Source organism: Clostridium sp. AF34-13 (genome assembly GCF_003477845.1).
GTDB classification, from domain to species: domain Bacteria; phylum Bacillota; class Clostridia; order Lachnospirales; family Lachnospiraceae; genus Butyribacter; species Butyribacter intestini.
Map to the genome: position 1 here is coordinate 239 of NZ_QUEB01000016.1, position 14991 is coordinate 15229.

Here is a 14991-nt window from a genome sequence, read left to right on the forward strand (position 1 = left end):
TTACTGTTCAATTATCAAGGTTCCAGGTCTTTATCTGACCTTTTTTACACTGACATTTCTTTATCAGTGTTACTGACTTGCTGTTTGCGTCAGCAATATATATCTTATCACTTTTGCTTTAGCTTGTCAAGAACTTTTTTATTTTATTTTTTGAAATCTTTCAAAAAATAAAATTTTGGAAATCTTTTTGATTTCCTGCTTTCGCACCAACAAGAAACTTTTTGCTTTCACGCTTTGTTTCTTATCGCTTTTTGCGACAGCGATATGTATCTTACAACATCTTTTCGACATTGTCAAGAACTTTTTTCAATCTTTTGTATCTCGTCTCACGACCGTCCAATAAATTGAAATTTAGTGGAATAAACCACAACGGAGAAAGAGGGATTTGAACCCTCGCGCCGCGTGAACGACCTACACCCTTAGCAGGGGCGCCTCTTCAGCCTCTTGAGTATTTCTCCATTCAGCGTTTTTCCGCTGAGCAATACCTAGTATATCAATTTTATGACTACTTGTCAATCACTTTTTTTATTTTTTTTATTTTTTATTTGCCCTTTTTGAGCTTATATAACATTTTACTTTACAACATGATAACTATTTATGTGACTCATACATATTATTCTTTTTATTATCTATTACAACTATTGCCGGCAGATTTTCTACTTCGAGTTTTCTTATAGCTTCTGTTCCAAGATCATCATATGCTATTACTTCCGCTTTTTTTATGCATTTTGATAATAATGCACCGGCCCCACCTATTGCTGCAAAATATACTGCATTATTCTTATACATTGATTCTATGACATTATCTGAACGCTTTCCTTTGCCAATCATTCCCTTTAATCCATGCTCAAGCAGCAATGGTGTATATTTGTCCATTCGGCTGCTTGTAGTTGGTCCTGCTGAGCCTATGACCTGTCCTTCTCTCGCCGGAGATGGTCCGAGATAATAAATTATGTTATTCTTAAGTTCAAATGGTATGTTCTCACCATTTTTTATTGCTTCATACATTCTCTTATGTGCCGCATCTCTCGCAGTATAGATTGTTCCCGTTATATATACACAATCTCCTGCTTTTAATGAATTTACAATTTCATTATCTATTGGTGCATTTATATATCTGTCCATTTTATCCCTCATTTCCTTATATTTCGTTTAATTATTTTTTCTAAAACTCAATTTTCCTGACTTTTAACATTAAAATATTTCTTGCTTTTGGCACGGTCAATCTCAAATTTCCATCCGCCATAAAAACATTTTTTGCTCAGAAACAAATTTCAAGCCCTTATATACAATACTTATGAATCACATTTTTGCAATATTTTTTGTGCATAGCATATGTAAGCCATAAATTTCAGGTGTGAAAATTTATAATTTTTACAATATTCTCTTTTTATGACGGTTTACATGACAGCACATATTTATGGCAACAGGAAGTCCCGCTATATGTGTCGGGTAAGTCTCGATATTTACACCGAGTGCCGTTATCTTACCCCCAAGTCCACCTGGTCCTATATTAAGATTGTTTATCTCGTCTAAAAGTTCATTTTCAAGTTCTGCGACATATTCTATGCTGCTTTCACTGTTTATATCTCTTGTGAGTGCTTTTTTGGCAAGCAGTGCACATTTCTCAAATGTTCCGCCTATTCCTACTCCGACCACCACAGGAGGGCACGCATTTGGTCCTGCAAGTTTTACTGTCTCTATAACGGCATTTTTAACCCCCTCTATGCCATCGGCTGGCTTTAACATACATACCCTGCTCATATTTTCGCTTCCAAATCCTTTTGGTGCCACGGTTATCTCTACTTTGTCACCCGGAATTATCTCATAATGTATTATTGCAGGTGTGTTGTCTTTTGTGTTTTCTCTTATAAGCGGGTCTTTTACTACTGACTTTCTTAAATACCCCTCTGTATATCCCTCTCTGACACCCTGATTTATGGCATCCTCAAGACTTCCGCCTGTTATATGTACTTCCTGACCGATTTTTATAAATACGACTGCCATACCTGTGTCCTGACATATTGGAATCTGCTCCCTTTCAGCAATTTCCATGTTTTCTTCAAGCTGGCTCAATATTTTTTTTCCAATTTCTGAATTTTCGACTGCTGCCGAATTTATTATTTTATTTTTTACATCATCCGAAAGTATATAGTTCGCTTCTATACACATTTCCTTAATGTTCTTTGTGATTTCATCTGTTGAAACTTCTCTCATTTTATCCCTCTTTCTTAGATTAAATCTTTTTAATATATTTCAATATAGCCCGGTCATATTAAACCGGGCTAATAAGATTTATTATTTTATTTCATCTTCCTCGATAAGACCATTCTCAACTTCTTCAGGAATTGTTTCTCTTACACGAGTCATACTTGCTACAACGACTTCTTTATTTTCCGAATCCATCTCGATCATCTTTACGCCCGATGTGATACGCCCAAGAACTGACACTTCACTTACCATAAGCTGTATGATTATACCCTCTGTATTGATAATCATAACTTCTGTATCTTCATTTACGGCTTTGGCTGCAACTACATTACCTGTCTTTTCGGTAATCTTATAGCACTTAATTCCTTTTCCGCCACGGTGCTGTACGGTAAATTCATCTATATCCGTTCTCTTGCCCATTCCGTACTCTGATACTATAAGCATATGCGTTCCCTGGGTATTTAACTGCATTGCGACTACTTCATCATCATATGAAAGATTCATACCTATAACACCCATAGATACTCGTCCTGTCGTTCTTACATCATTTTCATCAAATCTGATACACTGACCATGCTTTGTGACAAGAAAGATGTCCTTTGTGTTGTCAGTGACTTTAACTTCTATCAGATCATCGTCCTCCCTGAGGTTTATCGCCTGAAGTCCTGATTTTCTAATATTGACATATTCCATTATGGATGTTTTCTTTACAATACCTTTCTTTGTTGCCATAAAGAGATATTTATTTTCGTCATAATCACGGAGCGTTATAACCGCTGTTATCTTCTCCTCAGGCATAAGCTGAATAAGATTGATTATTGCTGTTCCTCTCGCTGTACGGCCACATTCAGGTATCTGATACACCTTAAGCCTATACATTCTTCCTTTGTTTGTAAAGAACATTATATAGTGGTGTGTCGTTGTCATAAGCATATTTTCGATATAATCATCATCTATCGTCTGCATTCCCTTTATGCCCTTACCGCCACGGTGCTGGCTCTTAAAGTTGTCTACTGACATACGCTTGATATATCCGAGTTTTGTCATTGTGATGACCGTATTTTCGTTTGGTATAAGGTCCTCCATTGATATGTCAAATTCATCATATCCGATAGATGTTCTTCTGTCATCACCGTATTTGTCACGGATTTCAATAATCTCTTTTTTGACAACACCAAGTAATACCTTGCGGTCTGCAAGGATTGCCCTGTATTCTTCAATTACTTTCTTTAATTCTGCATATTCATTTTCAAGTTTTTCTCTTTCCAGACCTGTGAGTGCACGAAGACGCATCTCGACAATGGAGTTTGCCTGCGGTTCAGACAGAGAAAATCTATCCATAAGCTTTTCTTTAGCCTCTGCTGCTGTTTTTGAGGCTCTTATAAGCTGTATTACCTCGTCTATGTTGTCGAGGGCAATAAGCAGTCCCTCTACGATATGTGCTCTTTCCTCAGCCTTGTTTAAGTCATACTGCGTCCTTCTGGTAACGACTTCCTCCTGATGTTTCAGATAATACTGAAGCATCTGCAAAAGGTTCATTACGACAGGCTCATTATTTACAAGTGCAAGCATGATAACACCAAATGTGTCCTGTAACTGGGTATGCTTATAAAGCTGGTTAAGAACTATGTTTGGATTTACATCTCGTCTAAGCTCGATACAAATACGCATACCCTCTCGGCTTGTCTCATCTCTAAGGTCTGTTATTCCGTCAACTCTCTTATCCCTGTGAAGCTCGGATATTTTTTCTATGAGTTTTGCCTTGTTTACCATGTACGGAAGTTCAGTCACAACAATTCTGTTTTTGCCGTTTTCCATAGGCTCTATGTTTGAAACAGCACGAACTCTTATCTTGCCCCTTCCTGTTCTGTAAGCCTGCTCAATGCCGCTTGTTCCAAGTATCTCTGCTCCCGTTGGGAAATCAGGTCCTTTTATTATTTTTAATAATTCTTCTATCTCAGTTTCTTTGTCTATCTCATAGTTGTCTATTATCTTTACGACACCGTCAATAACCTCACGGAGATTGTGAGGCGGAATATTTGTTGCCATACCTACTGCGATACCACTTGTTCCGTTTACAAGAAGATTCGGAAATCTTGACGGAAGTACAACAGGCTCTTTTTCAGTCTCATCGAAGTTCGGTATAAAATCAACAGTATCTTTCTTGATGTCTCTAAGCATCTCTATTGAAATCTTGCTAAGTCTTGCCTCAGTGTAACGCATGGCTGCTGCCCCATCACCGTCAACCGAGCCAAAGTTTCCATGTCCGTCAACAAGAGGGTATCTTGTAGACCAGTCCTGAGCAAGATTTACAAGTGCTCCATAAATAGAGCTGTCACCGTGTGGATGATATTTACCCATAGTATCACCGACAATACGGGCACATTTACGGTGTGGCTTGTCAGGTCCGTTATTTAATTCTATCATGGCATACATAATACGCCTTTGAACAGGCTTTAGACCGTCCCTTACATCCGGTAAAGCTCTCGCAGCTATTACCGACATTGCGTAATCTATGTATGAGGTCTCCATGGTCTTTTTAAGGTCAACTTCATTAATCTTATCAAAGATATTTTCGTCCATTTTCATCCTCATTTCTGCATTTTGCTGATTTTCATACTAATCCTGTGCTGTTTTGCACACAACAAGTTTGTGCAAAGCACAAATCCTGAATATATTGATTTTTACGCTATATATCTAAATTTCTTACATACTTAGCATTTTCCTCAATGAACTGGCGACGCGGCTCTACTTTGTCGCCCATCAATGTATTAAATACTACATTCATTTCCGCCTCAGAATCATTGTCCATGTTTACACGGAGAAGTATTCTCTTTTCAGGGTCCATTGTTGTATCCCAGAGCTGCTCTGCATCCATCTCTCCAAGACCTTTGTAACGCTGTATCTTGTTATTGCTGTCTCGTCCTATCTCTGCAAGTATCTGTGCAAGCTCATTGTCATCATAAGCATAGTGCACGACCTTGTTTCTCTCTACTTTGTAAAGAGGCGGCTGTGCAAGATATACATGTCCCTGCTTGATAAGTTCAGGCATAAATCTGTAAAGGAATGTAAGCATAAGTGTTGCAATATGAGCACCGTCTACATCGGCATCAGTCATTATGACTATTTTATCATATCTTAGCTTTGATATGTCAAAATCCTCCCCGATACCAGTACCAAATGCCGTTATCATTGCTTTTATTTCATTGTTTACAAGAATCTTGTCAAGTCTTGATTTCTCAACATTCAATATCTTACCACGAAGCGGAAGTATCGCCTGTGTTGCCCTGTTTCTTGCAGTCTTTGCACTTCCACCGGCTGAATCTCCCTCGACTATGTAAATCTCGCAATTCTTTGGGTCTTTATCACTGCAATCTGCAAGTTTTCCCGGAAGACTTGTGCTTTCAAGTGCAGTCTTTCTTCTTGTAAGATCTCTTGCCTTTCTCGCAGCATCCCTTGCTCTCTGTGCAAGTATAGCTTTGTCACAGATAATCTTTGCAATCTGAGGATTTTGCTCAAGGAAGTAGGTAAGCTGTTCACTCATTACACTCTCAACAGCACCTCTCGCCTCACTGTTTCCAAGTTTCTGTTTAGTCTGACCTTCAAACTGAGGTTCAGAAATCTTTATACTGACGATTGCTGCAAGTCCCTCTCTAATATCCTCACCGGCAAGATTAGGCTCGCTGTCTTTGAGAAGTTTGTTTGTTCTCGCATAATCGTTAAAGCACTTTGTAAGGGCATTTCTAAAGCCTGTAAGATGTGTTCCTCCCTCAGGTGTCGTGATATTATTTACAAAGCTGTATGTACTTTCTGTATATGAATCATTGTGCTGCATTGCAACTTCAACATATATGTTGTTTTTAATTCCCTCACAGTAGATAACATCATCATAGATTGGTGTCTGACTTTTATTTAAATAGTCAACATACTCCTTAATACCGCCCTCATAGTGAAAAGCTCTTATCTTAGGCTCTTCAAGTCTTTTATCTATAAGTATTATCTTTATTCCCTTTGTAAGAAATGCCATCTCACGAAGTCTCTGCCTGAGCGTATCAAAATCAAAAACAGTTTCTTCAAAAATTTCTTTGTCAGGTAAAAATACAACCTCTGTTCCTCTCTTTGTCGTATCTCCGACCACTTTGAGCGGATACATTACTTTTCCACGCTCATATCTCTGCCTATACATTTTTCCGTCCTTGTGAATTGTAACCTCAAGCCATTCCGACAAAGCATTTACAACAGATGCTCCTACACCGTGGAGACCACCTGATACTTTGTATCCACCGCCTCCGAACTTACCTCCGGCATGAAGGATTGTAAATACAACTTCTACCGCAGGCAGTCCTGCTTTTTTGTTTATACCTACAGGAATTCCACGACCATTGTCCTTTACACAGATGGAATTATCCTCATTTATTGATACCTCTATCTCCGTACAATATCCAGCCAGCGCCTCATCAACCGAATTATCTACTATCTCATAGACCAGATGATGAAGTCCTCTTACAGATGTACTTCCAATATACATACCAGGTCTTTTACGCACAGCCTCAAGTCCCTCTAATATCTGAATCTGGTCTGCACCGTATTCACCATTAACTTCTGTTCCCATCTTTTCCTCCATTTCCTGCTAACTGCATTACTTCTAAATACTCTCCACTTTATTTTTCTATCTTTACTGTACCATCTGTCACTTTAAAAATTCTGTCTAAAGCAAGACTTTTGTCTATAAATTCTTCAAGTCCGGTACAGGTAACTATCGTCTGTATGTCACTTATGCTTTCCATCAAAAAATTTTGTCTGTTCCTGTCAAGCTCTGACAACACATCATCAAGTAATAATACAGGTGTATCACCTATTATCTTTTTTACAAGTTCTATCTCCGCAAGTTTTAAAGACAAGGCACAAGTTCTTTGCTGTCCCTGTGAACCAAATCTGCGAATATCTATATCTCCATTCATGAAACATATATCATCTCTGTGAGGTCCAACACCTGTATTACAAAAATGCAAATCCTTTTTTCTTGTCTGCTTAAGCTTGTCTGCAAAATTTTCCCATGATACATCCGGCTCATAAAAAACTTCAACCCGCTCTTTTCCGCCGGTCAGCCTTGAATTGTATTTAGTCACAATCTCAGAAAGCATCTGTAAAAATTTTGTACGGGTTTTTATTATCCTGATACCATAATTTACAAGCTGTTCGTCCCATATATCAAGCGTATCAATAAGTGACGGCTCATAAATCATCTGTTTTAAAAGCTTGTTTCGCTGGTGAAGCACTTTATTGTATTCTCCAAGATCATAAAGATATACATTGTCAAGCTGTGACAATTCGAGATTTACAAATCTTCTCCTCTCTGACGGTCCATTCTTGACTATTTTTAAATCCTCCGGTGAAAAAAAGATGATATTTACCATGCCTAACAGCTCACTTGACCGTCTGATAGGTATTCCGTCAATCGCAATTCCCTTCGCCTTATTTTTTCTAAGATGCATATCTATACGGTGTGACACTCCACGCTTGGTTATAAACATACGGATATGAGCTTCGTCACAGCCTATTTTTATGAGTTCCTTATCATTACTTCCCTTATGAGATTTGGTAGTTCCGGCTACAAAGACAGATTCCAGTATGTTGGTTTTTCCCTGAGCATTGTCACCATACAAAATATTAGTATGCTCATGAAAATCAAGTCTGGCAGAATCATAATTTCTGAAATTTCCCACCTCTATTGAATCAATCTTCATAACATTCCACCTTACTCCCCGATAACAGTAACTTGCTTTCCGTCATACTCAAATACATCCTGAGGATAAAGTTTTCTTCCCCTTCTTGTATCAACTTCGCCATTAACTTTAACCTCACCATTTTGAACGACTATCTTTGCTTCAACACCTGATGATACAAGATTTGCAAGTTTAAGAGCCTGACCAAGTTTTATAAATTCATCACTAATCTGTATTGCTTCCATTTCAGCCTCCAATCATTTTAATTAAAATTAACAGGTAATATGAGATAAATATAGCTTTCATCCTTATCTCTGATAAAGCACGGAGCTTTTGGATTTATCATATAAAGCGTAATCTCCTCATCATCTATAACCCTTAATGCATCAATTAAGAATCGTGGATTAAAGCCGATAAGAATATCTTTACCTTCCTTAACTGCATCTATTTCTTCATCCATAGAACCAATAGACGAATTCATTGCAAGTCCCATACTATTGTCCTTTATATCAATAATAACAGGTTTCTTTTCAGATTCCTTCATGAGAAGAGTTGTTCTGTCAATACTGTCGAGCATTTCTTTTTTATTTACAGTAATCTTAGTTTCATAATCACTTGAAAGCATCTTATCTATTTTATAATACTCACCCTCTATAAGTCTTGAGAGAACTACTGTATTTTCAAATTCAAAAAGTATATGCTTGTCCGTAAAATAAATCTTAACAATATCATCAACACCTCCATTAAGAATCTTGTTAATCTCAATGAGCGTTTTACCTGGAATAATAACGCTGATATTGTCATAGGAGTTGTTTAACTCAACATTTCTTATAGATATTCTATGTCCATCAAGAGAAACAACCTTTAATTTATTATCAGTAATCTCAAATAATTCGCCTGTCATAACTTTAGTATTTTCATTATCAGAAATACTAAAGACAGTCTGTCTGATAATATCTTTAAGCGTAAATTGAGATATTTCTACATGTTTTTCTTTAACAATCTGTGGGAGGTATGGAAATTCATCTGTAGGTTTAGCTGCAATATTGAACTTTGCCTTTCCACATTTAATAAATAATTGATAGTTTTCATTAACATTAATCTCTACCTGCTCAGATGGTAATTTACGAATAATGTCTGAAAATACTTTTGCTCCTATAGCAACATTACCTTCTTCAACAATTTGACCTTCAATTACAGTTTCAATACCAATCTCAAGGTCATTGGCAATAAGCTTAATAATATTATTCTCAGCTTCAATAACAAGACATTCTAAGATTGCCATAGTTGATTTCCCCGGAATAGCTTTAAGAACAATATTTATACCATCGAGTAATTTACTTTTATCACAAATGATGTTCATTGTGTATAACTCCCTTCAAAACTTTTTTAGAAAAAAAATAAAAAATAATAATAGTAAATTCAGCAGTAGCAGCAGTAGGGGGTGTTGATAAGTTGAAAAGTACCTCAAACCACTGTGGATACTGAATTAGTCAGTATGGATAACTATCTTAACAAAATCTGAATTGATGTTGATAACTGATAAATTATCCACAATTACAAAAGTGAAAATTGGGAAAATGTTAATCTGTATCAACAAAAATTGTCGATATGTCAATTTTATATCAACAAACATACACAGATTACATCCATAGTCGGATATAAACTGTAAATGTTATTACTTATATAAAGTAAAACTTAATTAAAAGATCATTGAGGGTCAATTTTCTTATTCAGGACATCAAGAGTTTTTATAAGATCCTCATTGTTGTCCGGATCATTTAATTTCTTCTCTATTATTTCAATACCATGAAGTATAGTAGAATGATGTCTGTTGCCAAGTTTATTACCAATTTCTGCAAGCGGACTGCTTGTAAGCTGGCGGCATAAATACATACAGATATGACGAGGAAATGCAATATTTGAATTACGCTTAGTAGACATAAGGTCTTTAACTGTAATTCCAAAATGATCTGCAACAGTCTCGGTAATATAATCAATGGTTATTTGTCGTTTCATATTCGGATTTATCATATCTGACAAAGCTTCTTTGGCAAGTTCCATTGTGACTTCTTTACCGCATAGGTTTGAAAAAGAGATTACTTTATTTATGGCACCCTGTAACTCTCGTATGTTTGATATTATATTAGAAGCAATGTAATCTAATATAGAATCGTCTATAGCAATATTTTCCTCGATGACTTTTTTGCGGAGAATCGCCATTCTTGTCTCATAGGTAGGCGTTTTTATATCAACAGTAAGTCCCATCTCAAAACGGGAACGAAGACGTTCTTCTAGCGTAGTCATTGTAGAAGGATGTTTATCGCTGGATATGATAATTTGTTTTCCTAAACCATGAAGATGATTAAATGTATGGAAAAATTCAAGCTGCGTAGCTTCTTTTCCTTCAATAAACTGAATATCATCTATAAGGAGTACATCAACCGTTCTATATTTATTTCTAAAATCCTGACGTGCCGTGGAATGTTCATTTTTGCTGTCTCGAACGGCATCAACTATTTCGTTTGTAAAAGTTTCGCTTGTAACATAAACGACCTTTTTGGTCTTGTCGTGCTCCAAAATATAGTTGGCGATGGCGTGCATCAGATGGGTTTTACCGAGTCCGGCACCTCCATATATAAAAAGAGGGTTGTAAGTATCACCGGGTTCTTCGGCTACTTTCAAAGATGCAGCATGGGCATAGTCATTGTTGTCGCCGACAATAAAAGTGTCAAAGGTGTAGTTTGGGTTAATGGATGGGTTCAACCTCACTTTTTTTTCTTCTTTTTCAGGCATATTAGTGGAATTTTTGGCATCAAGCTCAGTTAAAGAAATGTAGGTAAGTTCATAATGAACATTAGTAACTTCTTCAATCGCAACAGAAAGAAAAGTGTTGTATTTCTGTTCAATAAACTGTTTGCTGTTGCTTCCAATGCTTGTATCATCTATTAATATGGTAATAGTATTGTCTTTTACGCCATACAAACTTAATTTTTTAATGAAAGTACGATAGGATACATCAGAAATATCAAAATCCACTTTCATCCGCTCAAGGATTTCGTCCCATCTTTCATAAAGTTCATTTTCCAAGACTTTGTACCTCATTTCTTAAAAATTTCCAAAATGTTAATAACCTATCTAAATAAAGATAAAATAGGCACTAATAACACATCATATATAATCATTTTATCTCAAAAAGGCATAAAATACAAGTTATTATCAACAAAAGTGCATAGATGTTAATAAAAACTGTTGATATGTTGTTAATAATGTTGAAAATGAAGTTAAAACTGAAATTTATAACTAATTAACAGTTATCAACACTAAATTAACAAAAATTGTGCATAACTTGTTATTTATTAGAAAAGACAAAAAAACACGAAATTTCGGCAAAAAAGTGGATAATGTTAATAACTTTGTGGATAACTGTTGAAAGTATGTTGCATAGAGGGAGAGTTATCCACAAATTGTGCACATTTTGTTCATAACTCTTGACGAACATACATTTTATCAACATTCTCAAATACAGTATTTATAGGACTTTACACTATATAAACAGCTATGTTAATGATGTTGATTATTAATGTGGAATATTAATTGTGGAAATAGAAATAAAAAAGTTTCTTCCTATTATAATATGTTATTGATACAATCAACATATAAACAATTTTTTTGATTAACAGTATTAACTTGTGAATAAAACTGTTGAAAATGTGTTAAATAATGTGATTTTAATGTTAATATTAACAGTGTTTATATTAATCGGATATATGGGTAAATATTGTTATTTTGGAATGTTTAAATTTATCATGCTATATAAATATCTGTGTACCAGCGGAGTTTATAAAACTAATAGCACTGGTTTTATTAAATTCGTAACAGTTCAGCCTTTCATTTCTTAAATTCATCTAAAATCAAGAATTTTACTTGACGAATTGCTCTTTTGCTAATATAATATGTGATATGCGTGATTATATGCGTAGAAGTAGAAATAAAGGAGGTGTTTTGTAATGAAGATGACATTTCAGCCAAAGAAAAGATCAAGATCAAAGGTTCATGGTTTTAGAAAGAGAATGCAGACAGCTAATGGAAGAAAAGTATTAGCAAGCAGAAGAGCAAAAGGAAGACATAAGTTATCCGCATAGGTCGCATTTATGTGACCTTTTCTTCTATCATAAAGATTTGCCTTTGTAGAGGGAAAAGTTGTGTTTATATCGATTTCAAAAAATTTTGAATTTTTAAATGTATATCATCATGGTAAATCCTATGCCAACAGATATTTGGTTATGTATATACTAAAAAATGGCAGCAGTAATAACAGATATGGGATTACAGTCAGTAAAAAAGTTGGAAACAGTGTTGTCAGGCATAGGGTTACCAGATTGATAAGAGAGAGTATCAGATTAAATGAAGAAAAGTTTGCCAGGGGTTATGACATTGTTATAATTGCTAGAAATACAGCTAAAGGTAAAAAGTATAGTGATATTGCAAGTGCATTTTTACATTTGGGTAAGATGCATAAAATTTTAAGAGATGATCAACTATGAAATCAATACTTGTATTTATAATAAAAATATATCGTAAATATATATCTCCCTTGAAAGGAAGACCGACGTGTATATATACACCTACTTGTTCGCAATATGCGATAGAAGCACTGGAAAAGTATGGTTTTTTTAAAGGGAGTTTTTTGGCTGTAAAAAGAATTTTGAGGTGTCATCCTTTTGCGAAGGGCGGGTACGATCCGGTTCCTTGAGATTCCCCTTTGATTTGGCACAGGAGGACTTATAATTTATGAATGTAATTTTAACAACTTACCAAGGTGCTATTTTAGGACCGATAGCGAGAGTTCTGGGTTATATTTTACAGGCATTATATGCTTTATTGGCGAATTTCGGTATTGAGAATACAGGAATTTGTATGATTTTGTTTACATTTTTGGTAAATGGTCTGATGATGCCAATGCAGATCAAACAGCAGAAATTCTCAAAAATGTCGATGATAATGAATCCTGAAATTCAGGCGATTCAGAAAAAATATAAAAATAAGAAAGATCAGGCATCACAGCAGAAGATGTCTTTAGAAACTCAGGCAGTGTATCAGAAATATGGAGTAAGTCCGGCAAGCGGATGTCTGCCTATGCTGATAACATTTCCTATATTATTTGCGTTATATCGTGTTATTTATAATATTCCGGCATATGTACCTCAAGTATATGATGTTTACAGCGGAATCGCACAGCAGATTAAAAGTGCGGGAGTAAGCGTTGAGCAGCTCTCAAAGATGGTTTCATCAAGCACATATGTTGTTACAAATGCTGTATCAGCAGCAAAAAATAGTGATAATATAAGTTATTTTGTAGATGTACTTGGACAGTTCAATACGAATGCATGGACACAGCTTGCAGCAAAGTGCCCTGATTTAAAGACAGCTATTATGGAAGTAGCAGAAAAATCAAAGCATATCAACACATTCTTAGGGTTGAATATTGCAGATACTCCGGCAATAAAGAGTGTAAGTGTTATTATTCCGATTTTATCGGTGGTGACACAGATACTCAGCACGAAGATAAGTATGGCAGGAACACAGCAGCCGGATGCATCAGACAATCCTACGGCACAGTCTATGAAGACTATGAACAATGTAATGCCATTTATTACCGGTCTGATGTGTTTTATGTTCCCAATAGGTGTTGGTATATACTGGGTTGCAGGTAATGTATTTCGTATATTCCAGGGAATTGGAATAAATGTCTATTTCTCAAAGATAGATATGGATGCCGAGATGGCAAAAAATGTTGAGAAGAATAAAAAGCGCATGGAAAAGATGGGGCTTGATCCTAATAACACAATGCAGGATATAGCTAAACAGAGGACGAGTTCCATTAACAATAAGACCACGCAGGCTAAGAGTTCAAATAAAAACAGCGGGATAAATAAAAATGCAAATACAGTCAGTAAAAAAGACTCACCTAATAATGGCGGAAACAAGAATTATAAAAAAGGCAGTATAGCGGCTTATGCAAATATGCTGGCTCGTGATACCGGTGACAAAGATAAGAAAGAATATCGTATAAATTCGCAGAGCAGCGGTAAAAGCCAGACAGGGAAGAAAAAGTAAGGTTGTTGTTTATAACACTTAGTGTGAATATCAATAATCGCATTGACTGTTATGGAAATGGAGGAGAATATGTCAGATTGGAGAGAATTTACAGGAAAAACAGTTGATGATGCATTGACAAATGCATTGGTTGAACTGGAAACTACAAGTGACAAAGTGGAATATGAAGTTTTAGAAGAAGGAAGTTCAGGAATACTTGGATTATTCAGTAAAGCTGCTGTTATCCGTGTCAAAAAGCTTGATGATATAAGAGAAACAGCGGTAGAATTCTTAAATGATGTATTCAAGGCAATGGAGATGAATGTCGATATTGAAATTGAATATAATGAAGTTGAAAATCAGATGAATATTGAACTTTCAGGAGATGAGATGGGGATGCTCATCGGTAAGAGAGGCGTTACACTTGATTCGCTTCAGTATCTTGTAAGTCTTGTGATAAACAAAAAGACAGAAGAGTATGTTAAAGTAAAGATAGATACAGAAAATTATCGTCAGAGAAGAAAGGAAACTCTTGAAAATCTTGCAAGAAATCTTGCACATAAGGTTAAGAGGATTCATAAGAGTGTTATTTTAGAGCCGATGAATCCTTATGAGAGAAGAGTGATTCATTCTACACTTCAGAATGATAAATATGTTGAAACTCACAGTGAAGGTGAGGAGCCATATAGAAAAGTTGTTATTTCTTTAAAGCCGGGCTTTGAAAAGGAATACGACAAGAAGAAAAAGTATGGTTATGGTAATAAATCAAGATACAGAAATAATGGTGGTTATAAAAAGTATAATAATTCATATAGGAAAAATTATAACAGATACGATGAAAATAAAGATGTAGTTCTTGATGAAACAAAAAATGCAACAGACGGAGAATAGTTGCTGGCAGATGGTAACTATGAATAAGGAAAGGGGCTGGTTTTCAGTCCCTTTTGCTTTATAT

At 35.6% G+C, this 14991-nt stretch carries 13 protein-coding genes and 1 tRNA gene; 5 read left to right on the forward strand and 9 right to left on the reverse strand.

Annotation, left to right across the window (positions count from 1 at the left end):
- Positions 1-370 precede the first annotated feature (370 nt).
- The 9 genes from DWZ63_RS12755 to dnaA all read right to left on the reverse strand — a co-directional run bounded on the left by DWZ63_RS12755 (position 371) and on the right by dnaA (position 11027).
- Positions 371-458 (reverse strand) — tRNA-Ser (locus tag DWZ63_RS12755).
- 133 nt (positions 459-591) lie between these two features.
- Positions 592-1125: a Fe-S-containing hydro-lyase gene (locus DWZ63_RS12760; protein WP_055946610.1), complete on the reverse strand. Its 534-nt coding sequence runs from the start codon at positions 1123-1125 to the stop codon at positions 592-594.
- Positions 1126-1374: 249 nt separating this feature from the next.
- Positions 1375-2217 carry a fumarate hydratase gene (locus DWZ63_RS12765; protein ID WP_118500072.1) on the reverse strand — a complete coding sequence of 281 codons (843 nt, stop codon included), beginning with the start codon at positions 2215-2217 and terminating at the stop codon, positions 1375-1377.
- Between the two features lie 81 nt (positions 2218-2298).
- Positions 2299-4794, reverse strand: coding sequence for a DNA gyrase subunit A (gene gyrA / locus DWZ63_RS12770; protein ID WP_118500073.1), 2496 nt, complete (start codon positions 4792-4794; stop codon positions 2299-2301).
- Between the two features lie 106 nt (positions 4795-4900).
- Positions 4901-6823 carry a DNA topoisomerase (ATP-hydrolyzing) subunit B gene (gene gyrB / locus DWZ63_RS12775; RefSeq protein WP_055946620.1) on the reverse strand — a complete coding sequence of 641 codons (1923 nt, stop codon included), beginning with the start codon at positions 6821-6823 and terminating at the stop codon, positions 4901-4903.
- 49 nt (positions 6824-6872) lie between these two features.
- A complete protein-coding gene (gene recF / locus DWZ63_RS12780; protein ID WP_055946624.1) occupies positions 6873-7958 on the reverse strand; it encodes a DNA replication/repair protein RecF in 1086 nt (361 codons plus the stop codon).
- An 11-nt stretch (positions 7959-7969) separates the two neighbouring features.
- On the reverse strand, positions 7970-8182 hold the full coding sequence (locus DWZ63_RS12785; protein WP_055946629.1) for an RNA-binding S4 domain-containing protein: 213 nt from the start codon (positions 8180-8182) through the stop codon (positions 7970-7972).
- Between the two features lie 17 nt (positions 8183-8199).
- Entirely contained in the window at positions 8200-9300 is a 1101-nt protein-coding gene (gene dnaN / locus DWZ63_RS12790; protein ID WP_055946632.1) for a DNA polymerase III subunit beta, read from the reverse strand.
- Positions 9301-9647: 347 nt separating this feature from the next.
- Positions 9648-11027: a chromosomal replication initiator protein DnaA gene (gene dnaA, locus DWZ63_RS12795; RefSeq protein ID WP_022015502.1), complete on the reverse strand. Its 1380-nt coding sequence runs from the start codon at positions 11025-11027 to the stop codon at positions 9648-9650.
- Between the two features lie 920 nt (positions 11028-11947).
- Between dnaA and rpmH the strand changes: the two genes are divergently transcribed.
- The 5 genes from rpmH (at position 11948) to jag (ending at position 14927) form a co-directional block, all read left to right on the forward strand.
- On the forward strand, positions 11948-12082 hold the full coding sequence (gene rpmH, locus DWZ63_RS12800; protein ID WP_022015501.1) for a 50S ribosomal protein L34: 135 nt from the start codon (positions 11948-11950) through the stop codon (positions 12080-12082).
- 60 nt (positions 12083-12142) lie between these two features.
- Positions 12143-12484, forward strand: a complete 342-nt coding sequence (rnpA, locus tag DWZ63_RS12805; RefSeq protein WP_055946637.1) for a ribonuclease P protein component — start codon at positions 12143-12145, stop codon at positions 12482-12484.
- A complete protein-coding gene (yidD, locus tag DWZ63_RS12810; protein WP_022015499.1) occupies positions 12481-12693 on the forward strand; it encodes a membrane protein insertion efficiency factor YidD in 213 nt (70 codons plus the stop codon). The genes rnpA and yidD overlap by 4 nt, the downstream gene beginning before the upstream one ends.
- Before the next feature lie 38 nt (positions 12694-12731).
- Complete coding sequence (gene yidC, locus DWZ63_RS12815) at positions 12732-14057, forward strand: YidC/Oxa1 family membrane protein insertase (RefSeq protein ID WP_118500074.1); 1326 nt, start codon at positions 12732-12734, stop codon at positions 14055-14057.
- Between the two features lie 69 nt (positions 14058-14126).
- Positions 14127-14927, forward strand: coding sequence for an RNA-binding cell elongation regulator Jag/EloR (gene jag, locus DWZ63_RS12820; RefSeq protein WP_055946643.1), 801 nt, complete (start codon positions 14127-14129; stop codon positions 14925-14927).
- The last annotated feature ends 64 nt before the right edge of the window (positions 14928-14991 follow it).

What these genes read in the sequence shown, in the direction of transcription:
- DWZ63_RS12760 (WP_055946610.1), bottom strand. Translation starts at nt 1,125, where the DNA reads ATGGACAGATATATAAATGCACCAATAGATAATGAAATTGTAAATTCA.
- DWZ63_RS12765 (WP_118500072.1), bottom strand. Translation starts at nt 2,217, where the DNA reads ATGAGAGAAGTTTCAACAGATGAAATCACAAAGAACATTAAGGAAATG.
- gyrA (WP_118500073.1), bottom strand. Translation starts at nt 4,794, where the DNA reads ATGGACGAAAATATCTTTGATAAGATTAATGAAGTTGACCTTAAAAAG.
- gyrB (WP_055946620.1), bottom strand. Translation starts at nt 6,823, where the DNA reads ATGGGAACAGAAGTTAATGGTGAATACGGTGCAGACCAGATTCAGATA.
- recF (WP_055946624.1), bottom strand. Translation starts at nt 7,958, where the DNA reads ATGAAGATTGATTCAATAGAGGTGGGAAATTTCAGAAATTATGATTCT.
- DWZ63_RS12785 (WP_055946629.1), bottom strand. Translation starts at nt 8,182, where the DNA reads ATGGAAGCAATACAGATTAGTGATGAATTTATAAAACTTGGTCAGGCT.
- dnaN (WP_055946632.1), bottom strand. Translation starts at nt 9,300, where the DNA reads ATGAACATCATTTGTGATAAAAGTAAATTACTCGATGGTATAAATATT.
- rpmH (WP_022015501.1), top strand. Translation starts at nt 11,948, where the DNA reads ATGAAGATGACATTTCAGCCAAAGAAAAGATCAAGATCAAAGGTTCAT.
- yidD (WP_022015499.1), top strand. Translation starts at nt 12,481, where the DNA reads ATGAAATCAATACTTGTATTTATAATAAAAATATATCGTAAATATATA.
- yidC (WP_118500074.1), top strand. Translation starts at nt 12,732, where the DNA reads ATGAATGTAATTTTAACAACTTACCAAGGTGCTATTTTAGGACCGATA.
- jag (WP_055946643.1), top strand. Translation starts at nt 14,127, where the DNA reads ATGTCAGATTGGAGAGAATTTACAGGAAAAACAGTTGATGATGCATTG.